The following is a 17,461-nucleotide window of genomic DNA, read 5'->3' on the forward strand; positions in this document are numbered from 1 at the left end:
CTCTGTCTCACGACGTTGGTGAATGGATGCCCCTGTCTCACGACGTTAGCACTTAGATTATGACGATTAATAAACCATTTTCAATAGTTAGAACCGATTTACTAAAGAGACAGATGCGCTGTCCCACCGCTCTATACCCACCACAGGCTCTTGGTGAGTTGTCACGGTGAGACAGCGAATGATTATCTGGAGTGGTGGTGTTTAGGCTCTGCGGTTTGAGGCAGGATGGTATGGATGTACAGATACAAGAATACGATCAGGACACAGTCGATAGGAAGGACTAAATTATTGCCTATCAACCACGATGATGTGTCAACAGGCTCTGGAAGTAACCCAACGTTGACCACCACGGCATAACTGAGGTATACGACAGCCAATGAGAAAGAGGTAAAGTAGACGCGTCGTATCATCGAAGCAGACAGATGGCTTTTCACGATAAGGCCGAAAATAACAATTGGCATTATTGATAACGCTATTTCAACATAGATCATCGCAAAACTCCCACTCATACACCTTTGTGGTTAAGTATATACTAATGTAACGGCCACCAATGACATTTTTGCTTCATTCACACAGCCTACCCCTGAATGTTCAGATCTTGCGACACGGTGACGAGCCGGGTTAGGCGTCAGCTCGCTGGCGAGCAAGATACGCCGCTTCCTCAACGTTATCCCCGCTTTTCAGGGGATAACACTCATCATCACTATTATCTTTCTTTAGAAAGATCACTAGTCGAAGACTATGGATCACACCGTTAAGTTCCGGTTTCATGGAGCAGTTACTATGACAAACCACCGCTTAGTCACCGCGTTATCCACAGAAACGGTGGATAGCTGTGATAAAAGCGTCATAGACGCCGCGTTTACGGGCAGAAACAACGATTTTTCAGGGATTTAGCGTGCAGTAAACGGATCGATCCTAAGTGGGTGGATCAACGTTTTAATGGGGATTGGTCGTGACGACGGGCAAATTTACGCAGCAGCGTAATGGGCGTAAGCAGGTAACGGACATGAACACCGGTACGAATGGCCATCTGCTTAATAGTCTCGCTCGCCGCCGTTTTCGCTTTATGAAAGGCGCCGCGCAGCCCTAAGTCGGTAAAATAGCGCTCACTGATACGCTTAATCGAGGCTAAGCCATACCACTGGCCGTTTTCATTGTGTCTCGGTTGGGTGGACGTCAGCCAGCCGCGTTGCTTGGCAAACGACACGCACTGTTTCACCCGCCAAACCGGCAATCCCGTCCCTTCAGCCACATTGGCCCAAGTGCGCAGTAAGAAACCACGTTGAGTGGCTACCCCAACCTTACGCGTACGAAATTCGAGCTCACTGACCAGGTAATCCATGACCATAGCGATGTCGCGCAAGAACTGACGCTGTGTGGCCTTGCCTGAATCCGACAGCAAATAGACGTGTTTAGACGGATCGCGGAGTAAAGATTGCCAACGCTCACGGTGCATGGCGGCGAAAGGTCGTTCACGACGGGTAAAACGGCGACCACTCATTGCACTATCTGTGACACTGTCACCGATTGTTTGGTGCGTTGTGCCCGTATGACCCACTCAATATAGTGCTCAAGCTTGTCAGTCAGTTCGGTCAGCACGTCTCTTTTCCCGCAGTGCGTTTCTGCAATGCGCAGACTGTAGTTCATGGCATAGCTTGCCAACTCTCCGCCAACATTGTGATAACGGGTTGAGCTGGTCAACAAATCACTGCTGAGGATCAGCAATGGTGAAAGCATACTGGCTTGAACAGAGGGATCGCCGCTGATTTCGCGTAAATCCTTTGAAGTCTTAATCGCTGCAACAAGGTGAGCGAGGCAGATCTGTAACACTCGTTGGTCGTCGAGTTCGCTGTGCATATTCCTTTCCTTCTGTAGCTCGACGTGATCGTGGCCAACGGCGATGGCGTTCGCGATAACGACGCACACGGGTATTAATGCGCGCGCGGTTCATCGTCCACACCCTGCTCTAACAACGTCAGCAGTTCTCGGATTGACACGATGAGTAATCGTAAGCTAGTGTCTAAACGCCCCTGTTCGGCCTCTTTCTCTGCTTCACTCAGAACCGACACAATTTGCTGTTTGCTCGCCATCTCCGCTCCTACACGATCACGTACTGGACGCGTATCACTGTATTGAAAGTTTTTTCGTATGGTCAATGCGTTGACAATCTTGCAGAACACGAATCGACCTGCCTAGAATGTGTCCAAAGGAGCCGACTTTATGCCCGTTTTTAACTACACAAATGCGTTGCTTAATCGAGTGAAAGCTAAGTACCAAATTAAAACTGAGTACAAGCTTGCAAGAAAGATTGGAGTTACGGATAGTCGCTTAAGAAAGTGGCGAAAAGGAACGTGTGGTATGGATTGGGACATTGCGTTTCGCATCGCCGATATGCTCGGCGAAAGCGATCAAAATGTCGTGCTTGGGCTCCTACCCAATAAGCAGAAAAACGAACGTGTCATCAAGGTGTTAGATGAGATAAGACCGGATTGATCGGGGCTTTACCCTAGCGTACATAATGCGCACTTGGCTATAGCTTCGCTAGGGCTGCCAATCCACATCACCAAGCCACCACAAGCCATTGATATTCCTTGTAAACCGCGCCCGTTAAACTTTTTTGCAATGTTCGCCCACAACGCTTGTTCTTGTGGCGTCTTCGCTTTATCCGCCGCTAAACCAATTAAAACCGTTTCTTGTTCTTCACCAATTTGGTCAGCAATCATAAGTGCCAGATTTTCTTTAAGAAATGCGCGTCCTTTGCGAATTTCTGTCAGCATTTGCACGCTAATGCCTAAATCAGACGCGACTTGTTTGTATTGAATGTAATTCATGTGCTCTTTATAAGCATCTATGAGTTTTTCTGTGTACATTTTCAAACTCCCTATGAGTTCCATTTCCGATCATTCTAGCTCATTAGTACTGAAATTCCTGTATGGACAGTACAGAGATTCTTGTATTTACTAATACAAAATTTTCTGTACTCAACCATTTAGGCTTTGATTATGAGCTTTGCTTCGAAACCCACGCGCAAAAATCCTGTGTACTTTGAGCACCACTCGGATGGCTTCTGGTGTTCGATTGATGGCATGCCGGAATACTTCAAAACCAAACATGAAATGTACCTCTATGCGTGTGAATCTGACCGTGAACTGATTGAAATCACCCACGAAAACGAATCTGAGTTACGTGCCAATGGCGCTTTTGACCGAGTATTTCACGATGAATAAGACCGTCATTGACTACGTGAGCTTCTCCGGTTCGCCTTTACTGCTTGAGCGCTGCAAAGACATGGCGAAACAACGCTTTGCTTTAGAGCAAATCAATGAGTTTGAATCGCAAAACGCTGTCGCCATTGCTCACCGAGAACAAACCAAGATTGCCCACTTTGGGGAAAACCTTGCTCAAGTGCTTGGTTGTATCGAGTCAGAAGACTTTGCCAACAAGGATTTGTACTTTGCGGCTCTGGATAAGGAGCTTATCAATGCTGATGTCCGCATTGATACCGATGTGTCTTTTAATGAATGTTATCAACGCCTTATTAGCAATATCGGCATCGATATGTTGGACACCCTTTGTCATGGCGAAATCGAGTCTTTCCTAGAGGTTCTGGCAGACGAAATCAGCTACGAGCAAAACGAATGGACGCTTGAACGTCGCGGTGGTTTTTCTGGCTATCGCTACTCAGCAAAACTGCTGTGCAATGGTACTCAAGCGGGATTAGTCGCTTGGGGTGCGGCGAACTTCGGTTACTACGTGTCGTTTTCTGGTAAAGGCTGCGAGGCCGTCAACATGGAAGCCCTGTATAAGGCACTTAAGCAAATGGTTGGCGCCAAATTGACGCGGGTTGATATTGCCCTTGATGACTTACAGGGTAACGTTTCTATCGAAGACATCAAAGACAAGTACCTTGATGGTCAGTTCATTACTCGTGGTACGCCGCCCAGTGCCGGTGAATTTCGTGGCTATCAAAGTATGTCACCCCAAGACCGCAAGAAGTGTGGTTTTGTCGCTGATGCGGGTCATACCTTTTATGTCGGTGCACGTGAGAACGGCAAAGTGTTCCGCGCTTACGATAAAGCCGCGCAGATGAAATGCGAAGAGTATCCCAACTGGAACCGCTTTGAAGTTCAGATTGGTAACCGTTACAGAGTCATTCCTCTTGAGGTGTTAATCGACCCCGACCCGTACTTTGCAGGCTCTTACCCTGCCCTTGCCTCTCTGATTGACGATGTCGAGCCGATTGCTATCTCGACCACCAAAATCAAATTCATGACCTCGTTTGAAAACGCGGTCAAACACGCTCGCGTTCAGTACGGCAAATTGGTCAACGCCATGCGCCAACTGTACGACGACGATAAACAAATACTCGAAACCCTGACGAAGGGACTCGAACTCAACGACATCCCCGACCGGATTAACTTTCCAGTCGGTCGGGACTTACATCTAGAAAAAACTGGAGAAATACCATGCCATTAACCGTAGTCGTCATCGGGTGTGAACACTCGCAAGGTCTATCGAAAAAAGATGACCGTCCTTACAACTTTGCACAGGTCAACTATCTCTCGCCCAACGAAGGTTGGACGTCTGAAAAAGGCCAATGTCAGGCGGTCGGTCTGGACAAGAAACAAATCGCTATGAATCCGAATCCTTCACTGGTAACGGCATTCAAAGAGTTAGAAAACCAATTTCCCATGATGTGTGAGCTGCACTTGGATGCTGACCCGCAGAACCCTGCGCGCAACATCGTGGTCGATATCAAGCCAATCAAAGGCTAATCCATGTCTATTTGCGTCGCTATCGTCAAAGGGGTCATCACTCAATCTACAAACAATGATTGTGCATTGATGGTGCTCTCTAAGGACGAGGTGACCCAACTGGTGAATAGTCAGTTTGATTATTCACTGCTTCAGTTTGACCAGTCGCTGTACCAGCTGTTGTTAGGTCAGTTTCTGGTTACGTTCATCGTTGGCCATGTCCTTGGCCGCGTTATTAAATATCTCGGAAAAAAATAGGTAACAATATGAAATACATGAACATTGTAAAAAAAGTCGCTCAAAATCGTTACGCTCAAGCAGGTGTAGCACTGACTCTGTCTAGCTCAGCGATGGCAGCTGACGACAACACAACAGCTATCACATCAGCCATCACTGCGGGTAAAGCACTGGTTCAAACCACCACTTCTGGTGTGATTGCGCTTGCTGCCCTTGGCTTTGGTGTTGGCATGGTGGTGACTTGGTTAGCTAAACGCTAATGCTTGTCTCAGTTGGGTTAGCGTCCGTCATGGCCTTGTGCTTTTGCTATGGGGTCTATACGGGCGTGATATCAGGTTAGAGGGGGCTTCGGCCTCCTTTTTTATCTGGATAATTTTATGATCAGGTTGATTCTACCCCTACTTCTTCTCGCCGCCTCATTCAGTGCCAGTGCAGGTTATGTGATGGAGCCTTATTGTCGCGGTTATGTATTTGAAACGAGTCCCGCCTCCGACCATAGCTTGTTCAAGGGCTGCTTAGCATCGCAAGGGATTGCGTATATTCGTTATGCCAATTCACAGGCGTTTTATGGCAAGCAGAACGGACGAGAACACCGATTCACCTTTTATGTGACGAGTGCTGGTTGTCCATCCGGTCAGGCTCCTAACTCAGAAACGGGTAAGTGTGAGGCTCAATGTCCATCGGGTCAGAAGCCTGATTTAGAAGGTAACTGTCTATGTCCTAACGGTTCAAAACCTAACTCATTAGGCCAATGTGAGGATTACTGCCAATCGGACGAATTCAATGCCCTGAAGAAAGAAAAAATGATCCTTTGTCGCAACCGTAAAGGCAAGTTTTCTTACAGTTGCAAGTCTCGTAATGACGTCACTTGGCAATGTGATGAAACAGGCGGTGGTGACAACGGAGGTGGTAATTCGGGAGGTGGTTCAGGTGGCGGCTCCGGTGGAGGTTCTGGCGGCGGCAACCCAGATCCAAAACCCAACCCGACCCTAAACCCGACCCAGACAAACCCAGCGATAACAAAGATGTGGTGTCTGCCATTGATGGTATGAAGTCTGATTCAAACACGCGCTTGGATACCTTAAGCACCAAGTTAGATGACATCAAAAAGTCAAACGAGGATAAGTCCGACAAACTGAAAAAGTCGGTCGATGATGCGTCTGAAAAAAGCGAAACCTCGCTTAAAAATATCGATAACTCGGTGGGTAAGGTAACGAACGCAGTGGATAGACTCGGCAATGACATTACTGCGGCTTCGAGCAATGAGGTTAGCAAGCTGAATGGCATCAGAAACGCGATTGAATCACTCAAAACAAGCGGTAAAACATTCACTGAACCGGAAGCGCCAGTGTTAACCGATAAGCTTAAAGATGGGCTATCAGGGCTTGAAAAAGATATCAAAGGTATCGAGTCAGATATCGAAACCCGCCTGTCTCAATCCCCTTTCAATATGGGTCAGATGCACTTCAATAACGGCTCTTATCAAGGGTCTCATTTCGTTTTGGATAATCACGGTCGCAATGTGTCTGTTGATTTCAGTCTGATGGAAAAAATAGGTCCTCATATCGATTTGATACGAGGCGTGATTATTTTGGTGGCGACTCTGATTGGTGCATTAATCGTGCTCAGTTCCGGTCGTGTGTCTTAGGGGGAACCATGGATTATCTCTACTCGGTGATTGAGTTTTTGGCAGGTATAGGGAGTGACGTTAAGCACTTCTTGTTTTCGATTCCCGACATGATCATGAATGTTTTTGCTTACGCGTGGTTGTGGCTGATTAAGCTCTATCTTTATCTCGAGCTATCAATGATTAAGCTCGCGTTCAAAGTGGCGACCATGCTGCTCAAAGATTACGAAGTGTATACGGTGCTCAACGGGGCGTTTAATCAACTGTCTCCGGATTTACGTCATGTGTGTTACGCCATCGGTATTGTTGATGCGATTCGCATCATTATCGATGCAGCCGCTACGGCGTTTGTACTGCGTGTTATGGGGTGGTAATCATGGCGGTTTATTTTCTGACATGGCTCTAACGGGGCGTATAAATCCGCCTATGTAGTTTGGTTTGAGATTGTGCCTGCCCTTCGAGCTGGTCGTGTGGTGGTCACGAATATCGAGGGGCTTAAACCTCTTGACTCACTTGAGAGAATTCTCGGTGAAAAGTTTCCAGTCAGTGCGCGCCTTATCCGGATATTCAGTCGTAAGATGCAAGGCATTGAGCTGTGGCAAAACTGGTTTAACTGGATGCCTGTTAACTCTCTGGTTGTGATAGATGAATGTCAGGATATCTTTGCGCCTGAAGTGGGATTTAAACGGGAGAAGTCACTAAAACGTCCCTTAGAGGATTTCTTAGAGCACCTGCCGGACGGTCATGCTGATTTGTTTTATGAACGTTGGACAATGGCAGATACATCCAATCTGGATGAAGGCGATACGGATGATACTGGCGAGACGCAACTCGATGACCAGGGGCGCTTATTGTATCCCGATAATTTCTACGGGGCGTTTATGCGTCACCGTAAATATCAGTGGGATGTCATTCTACTGACACCGGATTACACCTCGATACCCAAATGGATGCAAGGCTGTGCGACCGATGCATTTTCTCACACCTCGACCGATACGTTTTTCCGCAAGCGTCGCCCACGTATCTACAACCACCGCCCCAAATCAACCAAAACGGCGCCAAGTACGAAACAGGACTTAGCAGCTTGTACGAATAAAAAGATCCCCGTTGATGTCTTTGCTCTCTACCAATCGACGGGGACAGGTGGTTTCAACGAATCAAAAGCAGACATCACGATTTTAAAATCACCCAAGTTTATCGCGGTGGTTCTTATTGGCCTGTTGGCTCTGGGAAATTTTGTAAGGGAAGCGTATGCGTTATATAGCAGCAATTCTGATGATACGACTGAAGCAGTTAGTGAGGAAGTCAGCGCCAGTTCATCGAGTGATGAGAATGGCACTCGCGTATCTGTGGATGAAAACCAAAGTCATACGCAAAGTCACGTTAGCGTGGATTCTAGCAATGGTGGTGCTCAAGGTCATTTTGAAACTGATACTGATAATGTGAACCCGTTTTATCAGTACTTTCCGGTGTTCAACAATGCGGAGTCAGTGTACCTGACCAGTGTTCTTAAGGTACGTGACCATGATGAGTTCACCTCCTTTGATTATCGATTCCGTATCGATAAACAAGAAGGCAGTTATTACATCAGCTCAACGGTACTCAAGCGGTATGGTTATCAGTTTGAAGCGCTCGACGATTGTTTAATCCAAGTCGAACTGGAAAACACCTTGCGCCTACTCACCTGCCCTCCACTGCAACCCTACAACGCGCCCAGTGATGAAGCGCAACCGGATAGAGAACAAGACTTAGAACAAGTCGATATCTTCAATCTGGCTAAGAAACAAGAGGCGTAACCATGAGTCGAAATTCAGCATATGAGCAACGCAAGAAAGACAAAGGGCTGAAGAAAATCACGCTCTGGGTGCCTGAAGATAAAGACTGCGAGTTAAAACAAGCGGCACAAATGATGTGTGATAATGAAGATTTAACCATCAGTGTGCTTCGCAGTATCGCTACAGGCAAGCTTGTCTCGATGTCGTCTAAATGAGTCCCGTCACTGGTGACGGTTCAGCCCCGCAGGGAAAAGAGAGTGCGCAGCGCGAACGAGGCACCAAGCCGCCCGACTCTCTCCCTGTTTTGCACCCAACTCAATCGGCGCGGTCAGTCTCGCTAACGCTTGAGAGAAAAATGCCCCTCCTTCCTGCTAGGATATCCCTTGCAGAGATTCACCACACCAGTGGGTTTCAATGCTTCTGCAACCCGCCTGAATAGCCCCACACGCTATGCGCAGTCGCGAAGACTGAGCAGCGAGCATAGCAGTGTGGGCGTTACGTCATATCCAAATGAAATTGGTTTGATATTCATATGCCTTTCATGTAGAACATCCAAAAAATCAATAAATAGACTACAAGGCTTAAGGTAAACAAAATGATGAAATATGCTATTTTGTTTTTGTCCCTAGCGTCCAATCTGGCTTATGCGGACTTAATCGAAAAGAATGAAAATGAACAATGGAATGTTGAGGGGCTGGCCCACTATATCAGGTCAAAGGAAAACAAACGCTTTTCAGCTAACTTAATCGCCGTCGGCAATAATTCATCTATTGTGGCCTTCCACGAACCCTACAGCTACTGTCGATCTCGTGCAGCATATAAGAAAGTTAAGATTCAATACCAATGGGTAAACTACGTTTCGCAATGTATTGGTGGCGATAACTTCTGGATGCCTCAATCGCAGAAAGGCAAAGATTTTGTTAAGCAAGAATTCTCCCGTAATGCTGATGTAAAGGTTGTCTTTGAGAGTGAAAGCTACACGTTCTCTACAAAGAAGTTTGCATCAGTTAAGCAACATTGGGAAAGAACTGTAAAAACCACTGGGAATGCGCTGTAGTAGTCAACCCACAACCAAAACTAGACGGAGAAATCATGGAAAAGACCGACTCCACGAAAGGATACTCTGAGTACTTTCACGGAACTATAGAGTGGGTTCAATCAAGTATGTTAGCTGTCTCTTTCGCTTCGTTTATTTTTATCGAATCAGTATCTACTGTGCAGAATGAAAAAATGAAAGTGATTGCAAGTTTACTTCTCATCTTCTCAATACCCTTCCATATCTTTGGTTTGGTTTGCTGTCGAGACATAAAGCTCTCTGACAATGATAAAAGATCCACTTATCTAGACACCTATGGACTTTTAGGGGCTGTTATCTCTACTTCTGGGTTTATTGCCATGCTTATGGCTCTGAATGACTTGTATGTGTTCAGCTTTTTAATTGCTTTAAGTGTTGTTGGCATTTTATGGAAAATTGAAAGACGTAAAAGAAAGCCGCATTAGTTTGCGTATTGATGCACCCCGTATAGTAATACGGGGTGAAAGTCCTCTAGCTCACATCACATTCATTTGATTCTCATTACTCTATTACTTTCTCAAACACAAAAAAAATGCTTTAATGCTCCTCAAAGTTCATATTGTTGTTAACAGGAAAATAAATGAAACCAAACTTTGATGTTCACCAAAAACATCTATCTGTAGCGTTTTTAGGGGCATTCAATCCCCTCAACTTCACTCCAGAGTGGCTTCATAAGTATGAGCTTATTAGTGAAAATGACTTTGAAGAAGCTAAGATTCAACAACTGAATATCGATGCTATTCAAGTTCAATTTACTTGGTTTAAAATTGAAATGACTCCAGTTTCTTTCAATACAGCTGACAAACGATTGATGGTTACTTTAATCGACGAAGGATCTTATACGATTTTTAAAGACCTAGTTTATTCGTTGATTGAAATGCATATTACAACTTCAGCTTATGCAGTAGGGATCAACTCAACTTATACCATCACTAACAAATCAAGAGAAGATTGGGACGCTCTGGGTCATAAACTTGTACCGAAAGAACACTGGAGAAACGTTTTTACTCCGAATCAAGAAGCTGAAGACTCGAAACTTGGTATTACACACGTTTCAATGAGACTTGATAGTCACAAAGAGTCCGTTGTAGAACTTCCTGAAGGTTCATACACAGAATTGAATGTAACAGTTCGTCCATTATTTAAATCTGAAACACAAACGTTGGATTTTGCTACGTCAATAAACTTCAACTATCATTTTCCTATTCCTGCCAGCTCAGTATCAATCAGTTGTTCAGCAATGGATCTAGTTCGTAAAACATTAGATATCCATTTGGACGCATTAAAAGAAGAAGCTGACATCAAACTAAATGAGCTAGCATCGGTATAAAGTTATGGCACTAACAGCAGAATTACTAGAACCAGTTCTAAACTCTTCGGACATCAAACCTGAACTAAACAAAGCTAGCTCTGGGCTTCGTGTTGTCGAGAACGTGAAACAAATATTCTCGAAACTCAATACTGCCATTGATGTTGAAACTCATTTAGAAAGTATTGATCCTTCAAATACCCCTGATATTGTTGACTCCAAAGTTGTAACACAGTCATTAGATCTAGAAGCTGAGTACTATTGCGTAGCTGCTTCGATTTCTAGAGAAGAGCAAACATTGGAAGCCAGAGTTTACGATATGCACTCAAACAGCCACATAATGGATCTGGAAGTGCCTTTTGATGAATTTTCTCTCGATGATCAAACTTTAATAAAAGAAAACGCTATTTTTTATTGGAGAATTGGCACTGAAACCACAACTAGCTTTAACAAGAAGAAATCATCATATTCGAAGCGCAACACCACCTTCTCATCCTTTAAAATGAGAAGAGTGTTTACAAGACGTCAATTCCACAAGAGCAAAATAGACAAAAGAGTTGCTCAACTCAAAACATTGTTCTCATAATAATAAGAGTAATTAAGTGTCTCATAACGTAAAAGTAGTTGTGTTAGGTCGAGGAACTGGTGAGTCTATACTAGTTGAGTACGAAGAAAATTCATGGCTTGTTATTGATTCATTTCGACACCCGAAATCAAACGCTCCAATTGCCGCATGGTATCTTCAGTCTATTGGCCTAAACCCCTATGAAGTAATTAAAAAAATCATCATCACGCACTTTCATCAAGACCATATCTCTGGAATGAAAGACTTGATAGAGCGATGCGATCCAGCGACCCCTGTATATATTTCTCAAGCTCTAACAGCAGATGAGGCTATCAAGTATTACATTACTTTAGATGAAGCTCAGTCCGGCGATAGAGTCTCTGGTGTTTCAGAAATCACCAAAATACTAACTTATTTACACACAAATAGTAGAAGACCTCATCCATTAAAACAGAACGAGACCATCTTTAGAAACTCTGATATTGACTTGATAGCTTTGTCACCTTCTAACTATGATATACAAGAAGCTAACCTGAAGTTTGCCAAGTTACTTCACGAAACAGATAAAGATGCTGCACCAATGGCTCCTAGGGAAAACCCGAATAACTACTGTGTCGTGATCAATTTAGATCTCAAGAATATAGGTAGAAGTGCGATATTCGGAGCAGACCTTGAGACAGATGCTCATCCTGAAAGTGGTTGGAATTCAGTTTCTACTTCTGTCCTTTCCCCTACAGATGGTTCAGTTAACTTTTTTAAGATCTCTCACCATGGTTCGATAACTGGTTATCATCAAAGCTTCTGGTCTAGAAAAGTTGAGTTGGACGCTTTGTCTGTCATCACAACATTTGAAAAAGGTAAGAGTCCCCTGCCTACCAGAGCTTGCGTGCAAATGTATAAACAGCACACAAGTAAGTTGTTTTGCACTACAGAGCCAAAGTACCTAAAAGCAGACAAAGTTCTTCCAACTAAAGCCGCGAAGATCGCTCAAAAAAAATCGCCTAACGTCGTTGTTAAGCCGTTGGATTTAAACTTAGGCTATGTGTTAGCGGAGCAGACAAGTAGCTCTTTTAATCACGTCTTATATGGTAGTGCCACGCAGCTTTAATAGGGGCTTACAGCCCCTTTATTTGGCATATCGCTCTAGCATATTTTAAAATTTTCGATGTTGTGAGCAGCTCGAGTTCGGACTCTATTTCTATAATTGCTATTCCAACTAAAATCTCCTGAGCACTAACCGATTGACCTGTAGGTAACTCTAATTTGCCAGCTTTCATTAGAAACCCTTTCCATTCATCTGTATGAAATAGCTCTCTATTTTTAGCCATCCGCATTAAACGTCTGCACTCTCTTGGAATGTCCCTCCCTTTATCCCATTCATTGACAGTCCTCACACTTTTAAAACAAAGTTCCGCAGTCTCTTCTACTGTCAAACCGCATTCAAATTCACGAAAAATGTAGTTTTTGGTCATTTCGTGATACTTCATGATTCACTCTCTCAAAAGCGAAAGAGTTTATAAATCCATAAATTGTAGTGATACAAGTTTCATTGAACATAAACACGCATAATGCGCACTTAGGTATCCAAAAGTCCCAGAAAATCAAACCCTTGCTCACACCCAACATTCGCGTCAAACGCGTTTCACTAACATCCTGTGTTGCTTCAACAATTACCATTATTTATACCATTAATGACCCCGTTGGTCGGTCAACTGCGCTATTGGGTTAATAAATACAAAATGCGAATTTTGTGTTTTTCGGCGTTTTTGATTGTTCTCATCTATCAATCTCGCAATAAAAAAAGGAATAAACAATCGTTGCGCAAATTATTTTCTGGAGGAAAATCACATGCTCACACCCAACTTCCGTCAGCTGGTTCACCAACAATTTATGGATCTGCACCAAGCCGCCGCGTTTTTTCACGTGCAACCCGTCACCGTCAAACGTTGGATTTTAGGCTATACGCCGGTTAATCCACTCGCTGAGAAATTGCTGAACATTAAAGCCCGCGGTTATCTGCCGCTCGATATTCGCTGGGACGGCTTTCGCGTCCATGAAGAGCGCGCCACGCTCATTACGCCCGATCGACGCGAGTTTAACCCCAAAGAGCTGGAAAACTTCGTCTACTGGCGCGATGAACATCGTCAGTTGGTCAAATTGTATGGCCGACTGCACGATCCTTGTCCGACGCTACCGGTGCCCAATCTGCCGCCTTTTCGTGGTGGCCGCCGTGTCGAACCGATCCCCTTGGTACCGAGTAAGTTCAAATGATGTCAGCCCCTGACGCTCTAGACGCACACGCCGGACATTAAGTCCGGCGCGATGGCGTGGGTTGAATGGTGCTGGGCGGTGGCATGTCATCATCGATGGGGATTTTGTAGCGGTCGTCCTGCAGCAACACCGCGGCGGTCTTGAGCAGCACTTGTTTGACTTGGCCTTGCGCTGGTCGCAGCCGTACGCGTCTTCGATTTAACATAACGTTCTCCTGAGTTAATCTGCTAACAAATCCAACTCTTCATCCAGCAACATTTCGAACAGCACGTCTTGCTGACGCTCAAACAGACTGTCAAAGGTGGCAAACATCACCGGCACCTCGTGCCAGCTGTCTAACACTTTGTAGCCGTACAAGCCATAATGCGACAGAAACGCTTTGGGTGGATCGACAAGGTACACGCCGACACTGTTGGGATACGTCGACAGAAAATACAGCGCAATATAGGTGATCACCGACATCAATCGCTCGGTCATAGCCTGAGCAGCACGCCCATCTAAGGGTTCAAGGAGCAGCGTATGCTGTCTCCCTACCCGACTGTCGTACACACCGACTAACAGTCCGGGTCGCGGTTGTTTGAAACGCTGCACGCCGATATGAAAGGCCCGGCCGGAGAAGCACGATAAATGGTAGTGATTGAGCCAGTCCAAGACCGGACTCTCTTCGCAAGCCAGCGCGCGGTAGCTCTGCTCACTGAGCGAAGAGACTTTCAACTCGAGGTTCGTTTGATTGATGACATCTTGCAAGAACTGCACATCAATCGACTGACGTTGGATGGGCGTAGTGTTGTTCATGGATCTCGCGCCTTTTTAAGTGGATGGTGACGAACAAGGTCGCGAATAAGTTAAGGGCGTTTTAGTGGCTGGCGCGAGCGTAAACCGGATTAATTAAATGAAATAATGCGCCGCTCAAGGACAATTGATGCGATAACAACAGGATACGAAACTGAATCAAGCAATATGATTATTTAGTCGTTGTTTCAGTGGTGTTTGTGAGATTTTGGTCGAAAGCTGGCTTTGATTTGGATGAGGGGCATCAAAAAGCCGAACTGACGTTCGGCTTTCTCGGTTACAGGGACTCGTAAACGTCATTGGCGACAAAGGGCGTCCGGATTCGATCTTGTAATGTCAGGAGCGCTTGGCGATCAACACCAGGGGGCAGTTCACCATTGAACTCATGCAAACCAACGTACTCGTTGAAAAACGTCTGGATATCTTGCGACTGCTGCGAAACGGACTGTTTCACTGCCCTGACCTGCTCGTCAATACACTGATTGTAGGCGTACTGCGCCAAGTAACTGAGCGCAACTTTTTGCTCTTCATTGGGCAAATTAGCCAACCATTCGGACTGTGGGAAGACATCACTGCCTGACTTGGCCAGCTCGAAACAGTGTTCTTTCTGTGCCAACAAGGCACTGTACGGCTCGGTTAAACTCGGAGAAGCACACCCCGCCAACAAAACCAACGATAAGCTACAAAGCCGCTTCACTGACGCACTTCCAAAATTTTTGTTCTTCTCCATAGGTAAATAGCTCTTCCTGTTTTGCTAGGTTGTAGACTTGTTTTCTTAAGACGGGATTCACCGACGCCATAGCCTGGCCAAAGTCATCCCAGTGGTACTCATAGATATCTTGGGCTTTTTGAACGACACCGCCGCCTTGGATTCGAAAGATTTCGAGGATAGGACTGGCCACCATTACACCCGCTAAGTAGTTGGCTAAATCCACTTTATAATCGATGATTTTCAACGTCGATTGAGAGCGTGATGACAGCTTTAATCCTTTTATCGAGCAGTAGTCCTTTAACGACATAACGTTTCAACGTAGTTGTATTTGATTGTGGCTAGTCTATCGACGTCATCACGAATAACAAATGAACCTGTACGCATATTGAATTACTGTCACAGATTCGATTGTCAAAGACACGTCCTCACTTTTTAAGTAGCTTCAAACTTTGAATGCCACACGTTACAAATCCCTATTGCACCACTATTTTAGAGTTATACTAAACATCTCACTGTTCACTCCACCAATAATTATTGGCGTTTCTATTTGATCGCTCTGCACCAAAACGGTTGTATTTAACTCACGGCTTGATTTACGAACTTTGCTTTTTCGAACGACTAACACATCGACTAGGTAATCCAAGGAGTCTTTCGTTACTGAGCCGGAAAACTCAACATTTTCTTCCTCATTATCTCTTATGGTTTCGAATCTTCTATCTTCATAAATTTCAGCAGATAGAGATGAATTACCATAGTTTAAAACCACTGATGTGGGTTCGACGTTTTGACTAGCTGATGAACCAAACGCTGCAAAACATATTGCAAGTATAATTTTTGATTTGATTTTCATTCTCTAACATCTGTTTTACGTAAAGAGAGCTCACCTCCAATTAAGGTGTGCTCAGCCAATACTTTACCTAAAGCCTGGTGCCATAAACATTAAATTGCTTTGAAGTGTAAGCGCCAAGCGTTGCGAATCCCTCTTGAGCAGTTTGTTATGTTAATTAGCACTACTAATACGGGATATAGTACATCTATCTTGGAAATACTTGTCTGAAGGGTTAAGAACAAGCTGTACACTCTCTTTGGTCGCGTATGCTGCCAAAACATAGCTAATCATATGCTGCCTCTCTAAAGTGTTTCTAATTGCGGCAAACCTCGTATTGCAACCTTCTGCAAGGATCTCATTGGCTAGCCCACCTTCAATCTCAATCTGAACTATGTTCGCGTGGTTTATATCGTCGGGACCTGAAAAAGTAATGACCTTAACTGGACCTGCACTTAAAGATACTGGACTGAATAGCGTTATGCCCAGGGCTAAAACTAACTTTATTAACTTCATGAACTTACACCTCACTTACTCTAATAACATAACGCCTTGCTAACGGGCGATAACGCTATACCACCCGACATAAAATTTATACCTTAAACACTGAAGCTGATTTGAATGAAAGTGGCCAAGCGTTAGGAGTCCCTGTTAAGCGATTTGTTAGGTGTTCCGATCACACCAAATTTGCCTTTGATAATACCACTTAACAAACGACAGTCCTGTTCTCTACCTTGTGAACGGTATTGTTTCGTGTCTGTGTTGACCCAGCTGGAAGTCACAACTAGTTTTCCATCTAGTGCGTCAGATAGTTCAATGCCGAAAATGTAATGGCCTGTCCAGCTGCGAACAAAATAGACCCAATTATTTTCTGAATATACAAACCATTTGTCTTCCATATCTACAGGCTTGTAGCCCCAAAGCAACTTTCTAGCGTCAGCATTCGAGAAAACAATATTAAAGCCTAGTTCAGTTTTATTCGTGGGCATTGATACGGTTTTCCAGTCATTCTTTGTTATCAAAGTACCTCCTTTCACCTAACGCCCTGCTAAGTGGCTAGCAACGTAACCACCATACTAAACCTAATAACCGTAAACACTATGCTGACTGGAAGTAAAATCGACAAGCGTTGATAGTCCGTCTTAAGCAGTTTGTTAGCACTTGAGCCTAAATCCAGACGCTTTTCTCTATGGAGCGAAGTATCGAGCACACTCTGAAGCAGAAAGCCCAGTACAAGTCACAGCTTTCGCATCGAGTGCTTTGCGAGTTTTCTTTTTGTGAAGATCTTGAATAACCAAATACCCCCAATAACCTCTGCGAGCCGTGGCGATGATTTCTTCTCCAATAGAAAAATAATGAGATGCGATGGCGTTTGAATCATATTTCAGATCTCTTGCACCGTCGTTGATACATAGATACTTTATTCTCCCGCCTTTAACTGAGCGCTCACCTTTACACGTAACCGTGTAGTTGATTTTTACTACATCGTCATCCACATATCTTTCATTAGAAATT

30 protein-coding genes and 1 pseudogene are annotated in these 17,461 nt (G+C 44.6%); 17 read left to right on the plus strand and 14 right to left on the minus strand.

What is annotated here, in order from left to right:
- Positions 1-182 precede the first annotated feature (182 nt).
- The 5 genes from AC6R00_RS15665 to AC6R00_RS15685 all read right to left on the minus strand — a co-directional run bounded on the left by AC6R00_RS15665 (position 183) and on the right by AC6R00_RS15685 (position 2,183).
- The gene (locus AC6R00_RS15665; protein WP_500641058.1) at positions 183-491 is read right to left on the minus strand and encodes a hypothetical protein; all 309 of its coding nucleotides are present in this window, start codon (positions 489-491) and stop codon (positions 183-185) included.
- Positions 492-621: 130 nt separating this feature from the next.
- Positions 622-771: a hypothetical protein gene (locus AC6R00_RS15670; RefSeq protein WP_500641059.1), complete on the minus strand. Its 150-nt coding sequence runs from the start codon at positions 769-771 to the stop codon at positions 622-624.
- A gap of 160 nt (positions 772-931) precedes the next feature.
- Positions 932-1,561: a hypothetical protein gene (locus AC6R00_RS15675; protein WP_500641060.1), complete on the minus strand. Its 630-nt coding sequence runs from the start codon at positions 1,559-1,561 to the stop codon at positions 932-934.
- Complete coding sequence (locus tag AC6R00_RS15680; RefSeq protein WP_500641061.1) at positions 1,501-1,860, minus strand: hypothetical protein; 360 nt, start codon at positions 1,858-1,860, stop codon at positions 1,501-1,503. Before AC6R00_RS15680 ends, AC6R00_RS15675 begins: the two co-directional genes overlap by 61 nt.
- A gap of 74 nt (positions 1,861-1,934) precedes the next feature.
- The gene (locus AC6R00_RS15685; protein ID WP_500641062.1) at positions 1,935-2,183 is read right to left on the minus strand and encodes a hypothetical protein; all 249 of its coding nucleotides are present in this window, start codon (positions 2,181-2,183) and stop codon (positions 1,935-1,937) included.
- Between the two features lie 40 nt (positions 2,184-2,223).
- Between AC6R00_RS15685 and AC6R00_RS15690 the strand changes: the two genes are divergently transcribed.
- A complete protein-coding gene (locus tag AC6R00_RS15690; protein ID WP_171325074.1) occupies positions 2,224-2,496 on the plus strand; it encodes a transcriptional regulator in 273 nt (90 codons plus the stop codon).
- Between the two features lie 8 nt (positions 2,497-2,504).
- On the opposite strand, the gene AC6R00_RS15695 is transcribed toward AC6R00_RS15690, so the two are convergent.
- Positions 2,505-2,873, minus strand: coding sequence for a DUF3693 domain-containing protein (locus AC6R00_RS15695; RefSeq protein WP_500641063.1), 369 nt, complete (start codon positions 2,871-2,873; stop codon positions 2,505-2,507).
- A 132-nt stretch (positions 2,874-3,005) separates the two neighbouring features.
- On the opposite strand from AC6R00_RS15695, the gene AC6R00_RS15700 reads away from it, so the two are divergent.
- From AC6R00_RS15700 to AC6R00_RS15770, 15 genes and pseudogenes are all read left to right on the plus strand, one after another.
- Positions 3,006-3,230 carry a hypothetical protein gene (locus tag AC6R00_RS15700; protein ID WP_069666308.1) on the plus strand — a complete coding sequence of 75 codons (225 nt, stop codon included), beginning with the start codon at positions 3,006-3,008 and terminating at the stop codon, positions 3,228-3,230.
- On the plus strand, positions 3,223-4,479 hold the full coding sequence (locus tag AC6R00_RS15705; RefSeq protein ID WP_500641064.1) for a replication initiation factor domain-containing protein: 1,257 nt from the start codon (positions 3,223-3,225) through the stop codon (positions 4,477-4,479). Before AC6R00_RS15700 ends, AC6R00_RS15705 begins: the two co-directional genes overlap by 8 nt.
- Positions 4,470-4,778, plus strand: a complete 309-nt coding sequence (locus tag AC6R00_RS15710) for a CTX-RstB family phage integration protein (protein ID WP_500641065.1) — start codon at positions 4,470-4,472, stop codon at positions 4,776-4,778. The genes AC6R00_RS15705 and AC6R00_RS15710 overlap by 10 nt, the downstream gene beginning before the upstream one ends.
- A 3-nt stretch (positions 4,779-4,781) precedes the next feature.
- Positions 4,782-5,015 carry a transcriptional regulator gene (locus AC6R00_RS15715; protein WP_500641066.1) on the plus strand — a complete coding sequence of 78 codons (234 nt, stop codon included), beginning with the start codon at positions 4,782-4,784 and terminating at the stop codon, positions 5,013-5,015.
- Positions 5,016-5,023: 8 nt separating this feature from the next.
- Complete coding sequence (locus AC6R00_RS15720; RefSeq protein ID WP_500641067.1) at positions 5,024-5,254, plus strand: hypothetical protein; 231 nt, start codon at positions 5,024-5,026, stop codon at positions 5,252-5,254.
- Between the two features lie 117 nt (positions 5,255-5,371).
- Entirely contained in the window at positions 5,372-6,046 is a 675-nt protein-coding gene (locus tag AC6R00_RS15725) for a hypothetical protein (protein ID WP_500641068.1), read from the plus strand.
- Positions 6,025-6,642: a hypothetical protein gene (locus AC6R00_RS15730; protein WP_500641069.1), complete on the plus strand. Its 618-nt coding sequence runs from the start codon at positions 6,025-6,027 to the stop codon at positions 6,640-6,642. Before AC6R00_RS15725 ends, AC6R00_RS15730 begins: the two co-directional genes overlap by 22 nt.
- An 8-nt stretch (positions 6,643-6,650) precedes the next feature.
- A complete protein-coding gene (locus AC6R00_RS15735; RefSeq protein ID WP_500641070.1) occupies positions 6,651-6,995 on the plus strand; it encodes a hypothetical protein in 345 nt (114 codons plus the stop codon).
- A gap of 33 nt (positions 6,996-7,028) precedes the next feature.
- A pseudogene (locus AC6R00_RS15740) lies at positions 7,029-8,417 on the plus strand (zonular occludens toxin domain-containing protein); the annotation flags it as partial.
- A gap of 2 nt (positions 8,418-8,419) precedes the next feature.
- A complete protein-coding gene (locus AC6R00_RS15745) occupies positions 8,420-8,611 on the plus strand; it encodes a hypothetical protein (RefSeq protein WP_500641071.1) in 192 nt (63 codons plus the stop codon).
- A gap of 380 nt (positions 8,612-8,991) precedes the next feature.
- Entirely contained in the window at positions 8,992-9,453 is a 462-nt protein-coding gene (locus AC6R00_RS15750; protein ID WP_500641072.1) for a hypothetical protein, read from the plus strand.
- Positions 9,454-9,488: 35 nt separating this feature from the next.
- Positions 9,489-9,896, plus strand: coding sequence for a hypothetical protein (locus AC6R00_RS15755; protein ID WP_500641073.1), 408 nt, complete (start codon positions 9,489-9,491; stop codon positions 9,894-9,896).
- Positions 9,897-10,051: 155 nt separating this feature from the next.
- Complete coding sequence (locus AC6R00_RS15760; RefSeq protein WP_500641074.1) at positions 10,052-10,801, plus strand: hypothetical protein; 750 nt, start codon at positions 10,052-10,054, stop codon at positions 10,799-10,801.
- 4 nt (positions 10,802-10,805) lie between these two features.
- Positions 10,806-11,366: a hypothetical protein gene (locus AC6R00_RS15765; RefSeq protein ID WP_500641075.1), complete on the plus strand. Its 561-nt coding sequence runs from the start codon at positions 10,806-10,808 to the stop codon at positions 11,364-11,366.
- A gap of 16 nt (positions 11,367-11,382) precedes the next feature.
- Positions 11,383-12,453, plus strand: a complete 1,071-nt coding sequence (locus AC6R00_RS15770) for an MBL fold metallo-hydrolase (RefSeq protein ID WP_500641076.1) — start codon at positions 11,383-11,385, stop codon at positions 12,451-12,453.
- 7 nt (positions 12,454-12,460) lie between these two features.
- Here the strand turns inward: AC6R00_RS15770 and AC6R00_RS15775 are convergent, their stop codons facing one another.
- On the minus strand, positions 12,461-12,832 hold the full coding sequence (locus AC6R00_RS15775) for a regulator (protein ID WP_500641077.1): 372 nt from the start codon (positions 12,830-12,832) through the stop codon (positions 12,461-12,463).
- Positions 12,833-13,193: 361 nt separating this feature from the next.
- Here AC6R00_RS15775 and AC6R00_RS15780 point away from each other — a divergent pair, with 361 nt between their 5' ends.
- Positions 13,194-13,616, plus strand: a complete 423-nt coding sequence (locus tag AC6R00_RS15780; RefSeq protein WP_500641078.1) for a phage protein — start codon at positions 13,194-13,196, stop codon at positions 13,614-13,616.
- Positions 13,617-13,835: 219 nt separating this feature from the next.
- Here the strand turns inward: AC6R00_RS15780 and AC6R00_RS15785 are convergent, their stop codons facing one another.
- The 7 genes from AC6R00_RS15785 to AC6R00_RS15815 all read right to left on the minus strand — a co-directional run bounded on the left by AC6R00_RS15785 (position 13,836) and on the right by AC6R00_RS15815 (position 17,442).
- Positions 13,836-14,411, minus strand: coding sequence for a hypothetical protein (locus AC6R00_RS15785; RefSeq protein WP_004744200.1), 576 nt, complete (start codon positions 14,409-14,411; stop codon positions 13,836-13,838).
- 274 nt (positions 14,412-14,685) lie between these two features.
- Positions 14,686-15,105 (minus strand): hypothetical protein, encoded by a 420-nt coding sequence (locus AC6R00_RS15790; protein WP_500641079.1) that lies wholly within the window; start codon positions 15,103-15,105, stop codon positions 14,686-14,688.
- Positions 15,089-15,427: a hypothetical protein gene (locus AC6R00_RS15795; RefSeq protein WP_500641080.1), complete on the minus strand. Its 339-nt coding sequence runs from the start codon at positions 15,425-15,427 to the stop codon at positions 15,089-15,091. Before AC6R00_RS15795 ends, AC6R00_RS15790 begins: the two co-directional genes overlap by 17 nt.
- A 177-nt stretch (positions 15,428-15,604) precedes the next feature.
- Positions 15,605-15,970 (minus strand): hypothetical protein, encoded by a 366-nt coding sequence (locus tag AC6R00_RS15800; protein ID WP_500641081.1) that lies wholly within the window; start codon positions 15,968-15,970, stop codon positions 15,605-15,607.
- Between the two features lie 150 nt (positions 15,971-16,120).
- Positions 16,121-16,462: a hypothetical protein gene (locus tag AC6R00_RS15805; protein ID WP_500641082.1), complete on the minus strand. Its 342-nt coding sequence runs from the start codon at positions 16,460-16,462 to the stop codon at positions 16,121-16,123.
- Between the two features lie 122 nt (positions 16,463-16,584).
- A complete protein-coding gene (locus AC6R00_RS15810) occupies positions 16,585-16,935 on the minus strand; it encodes a hypothetical protein (RefSeq protein ID WP_500641083.1) in 351 nt (116 codons plus the stop codon).
- A 198-nt stretch (positions 16,936-17,133) separates the two neighbouring features.
- Positions 17,134-17,442, minus strand: a complete 309-nt coding sequence (locus AC6R00_RS15815) for a hypothetical protein (RefSeq protein WP_500641084.1) — start codon at positions 17,440-17,442, stop codon at positions 17,134-17,136.
- Between the last annotated feature and the right edge of the window lie 19 nt (positions 17,443-17,461).

It is taken from the genome of Vibrio sp. R10-SF1-ISO8 (genome assembly GCF_059833805.1).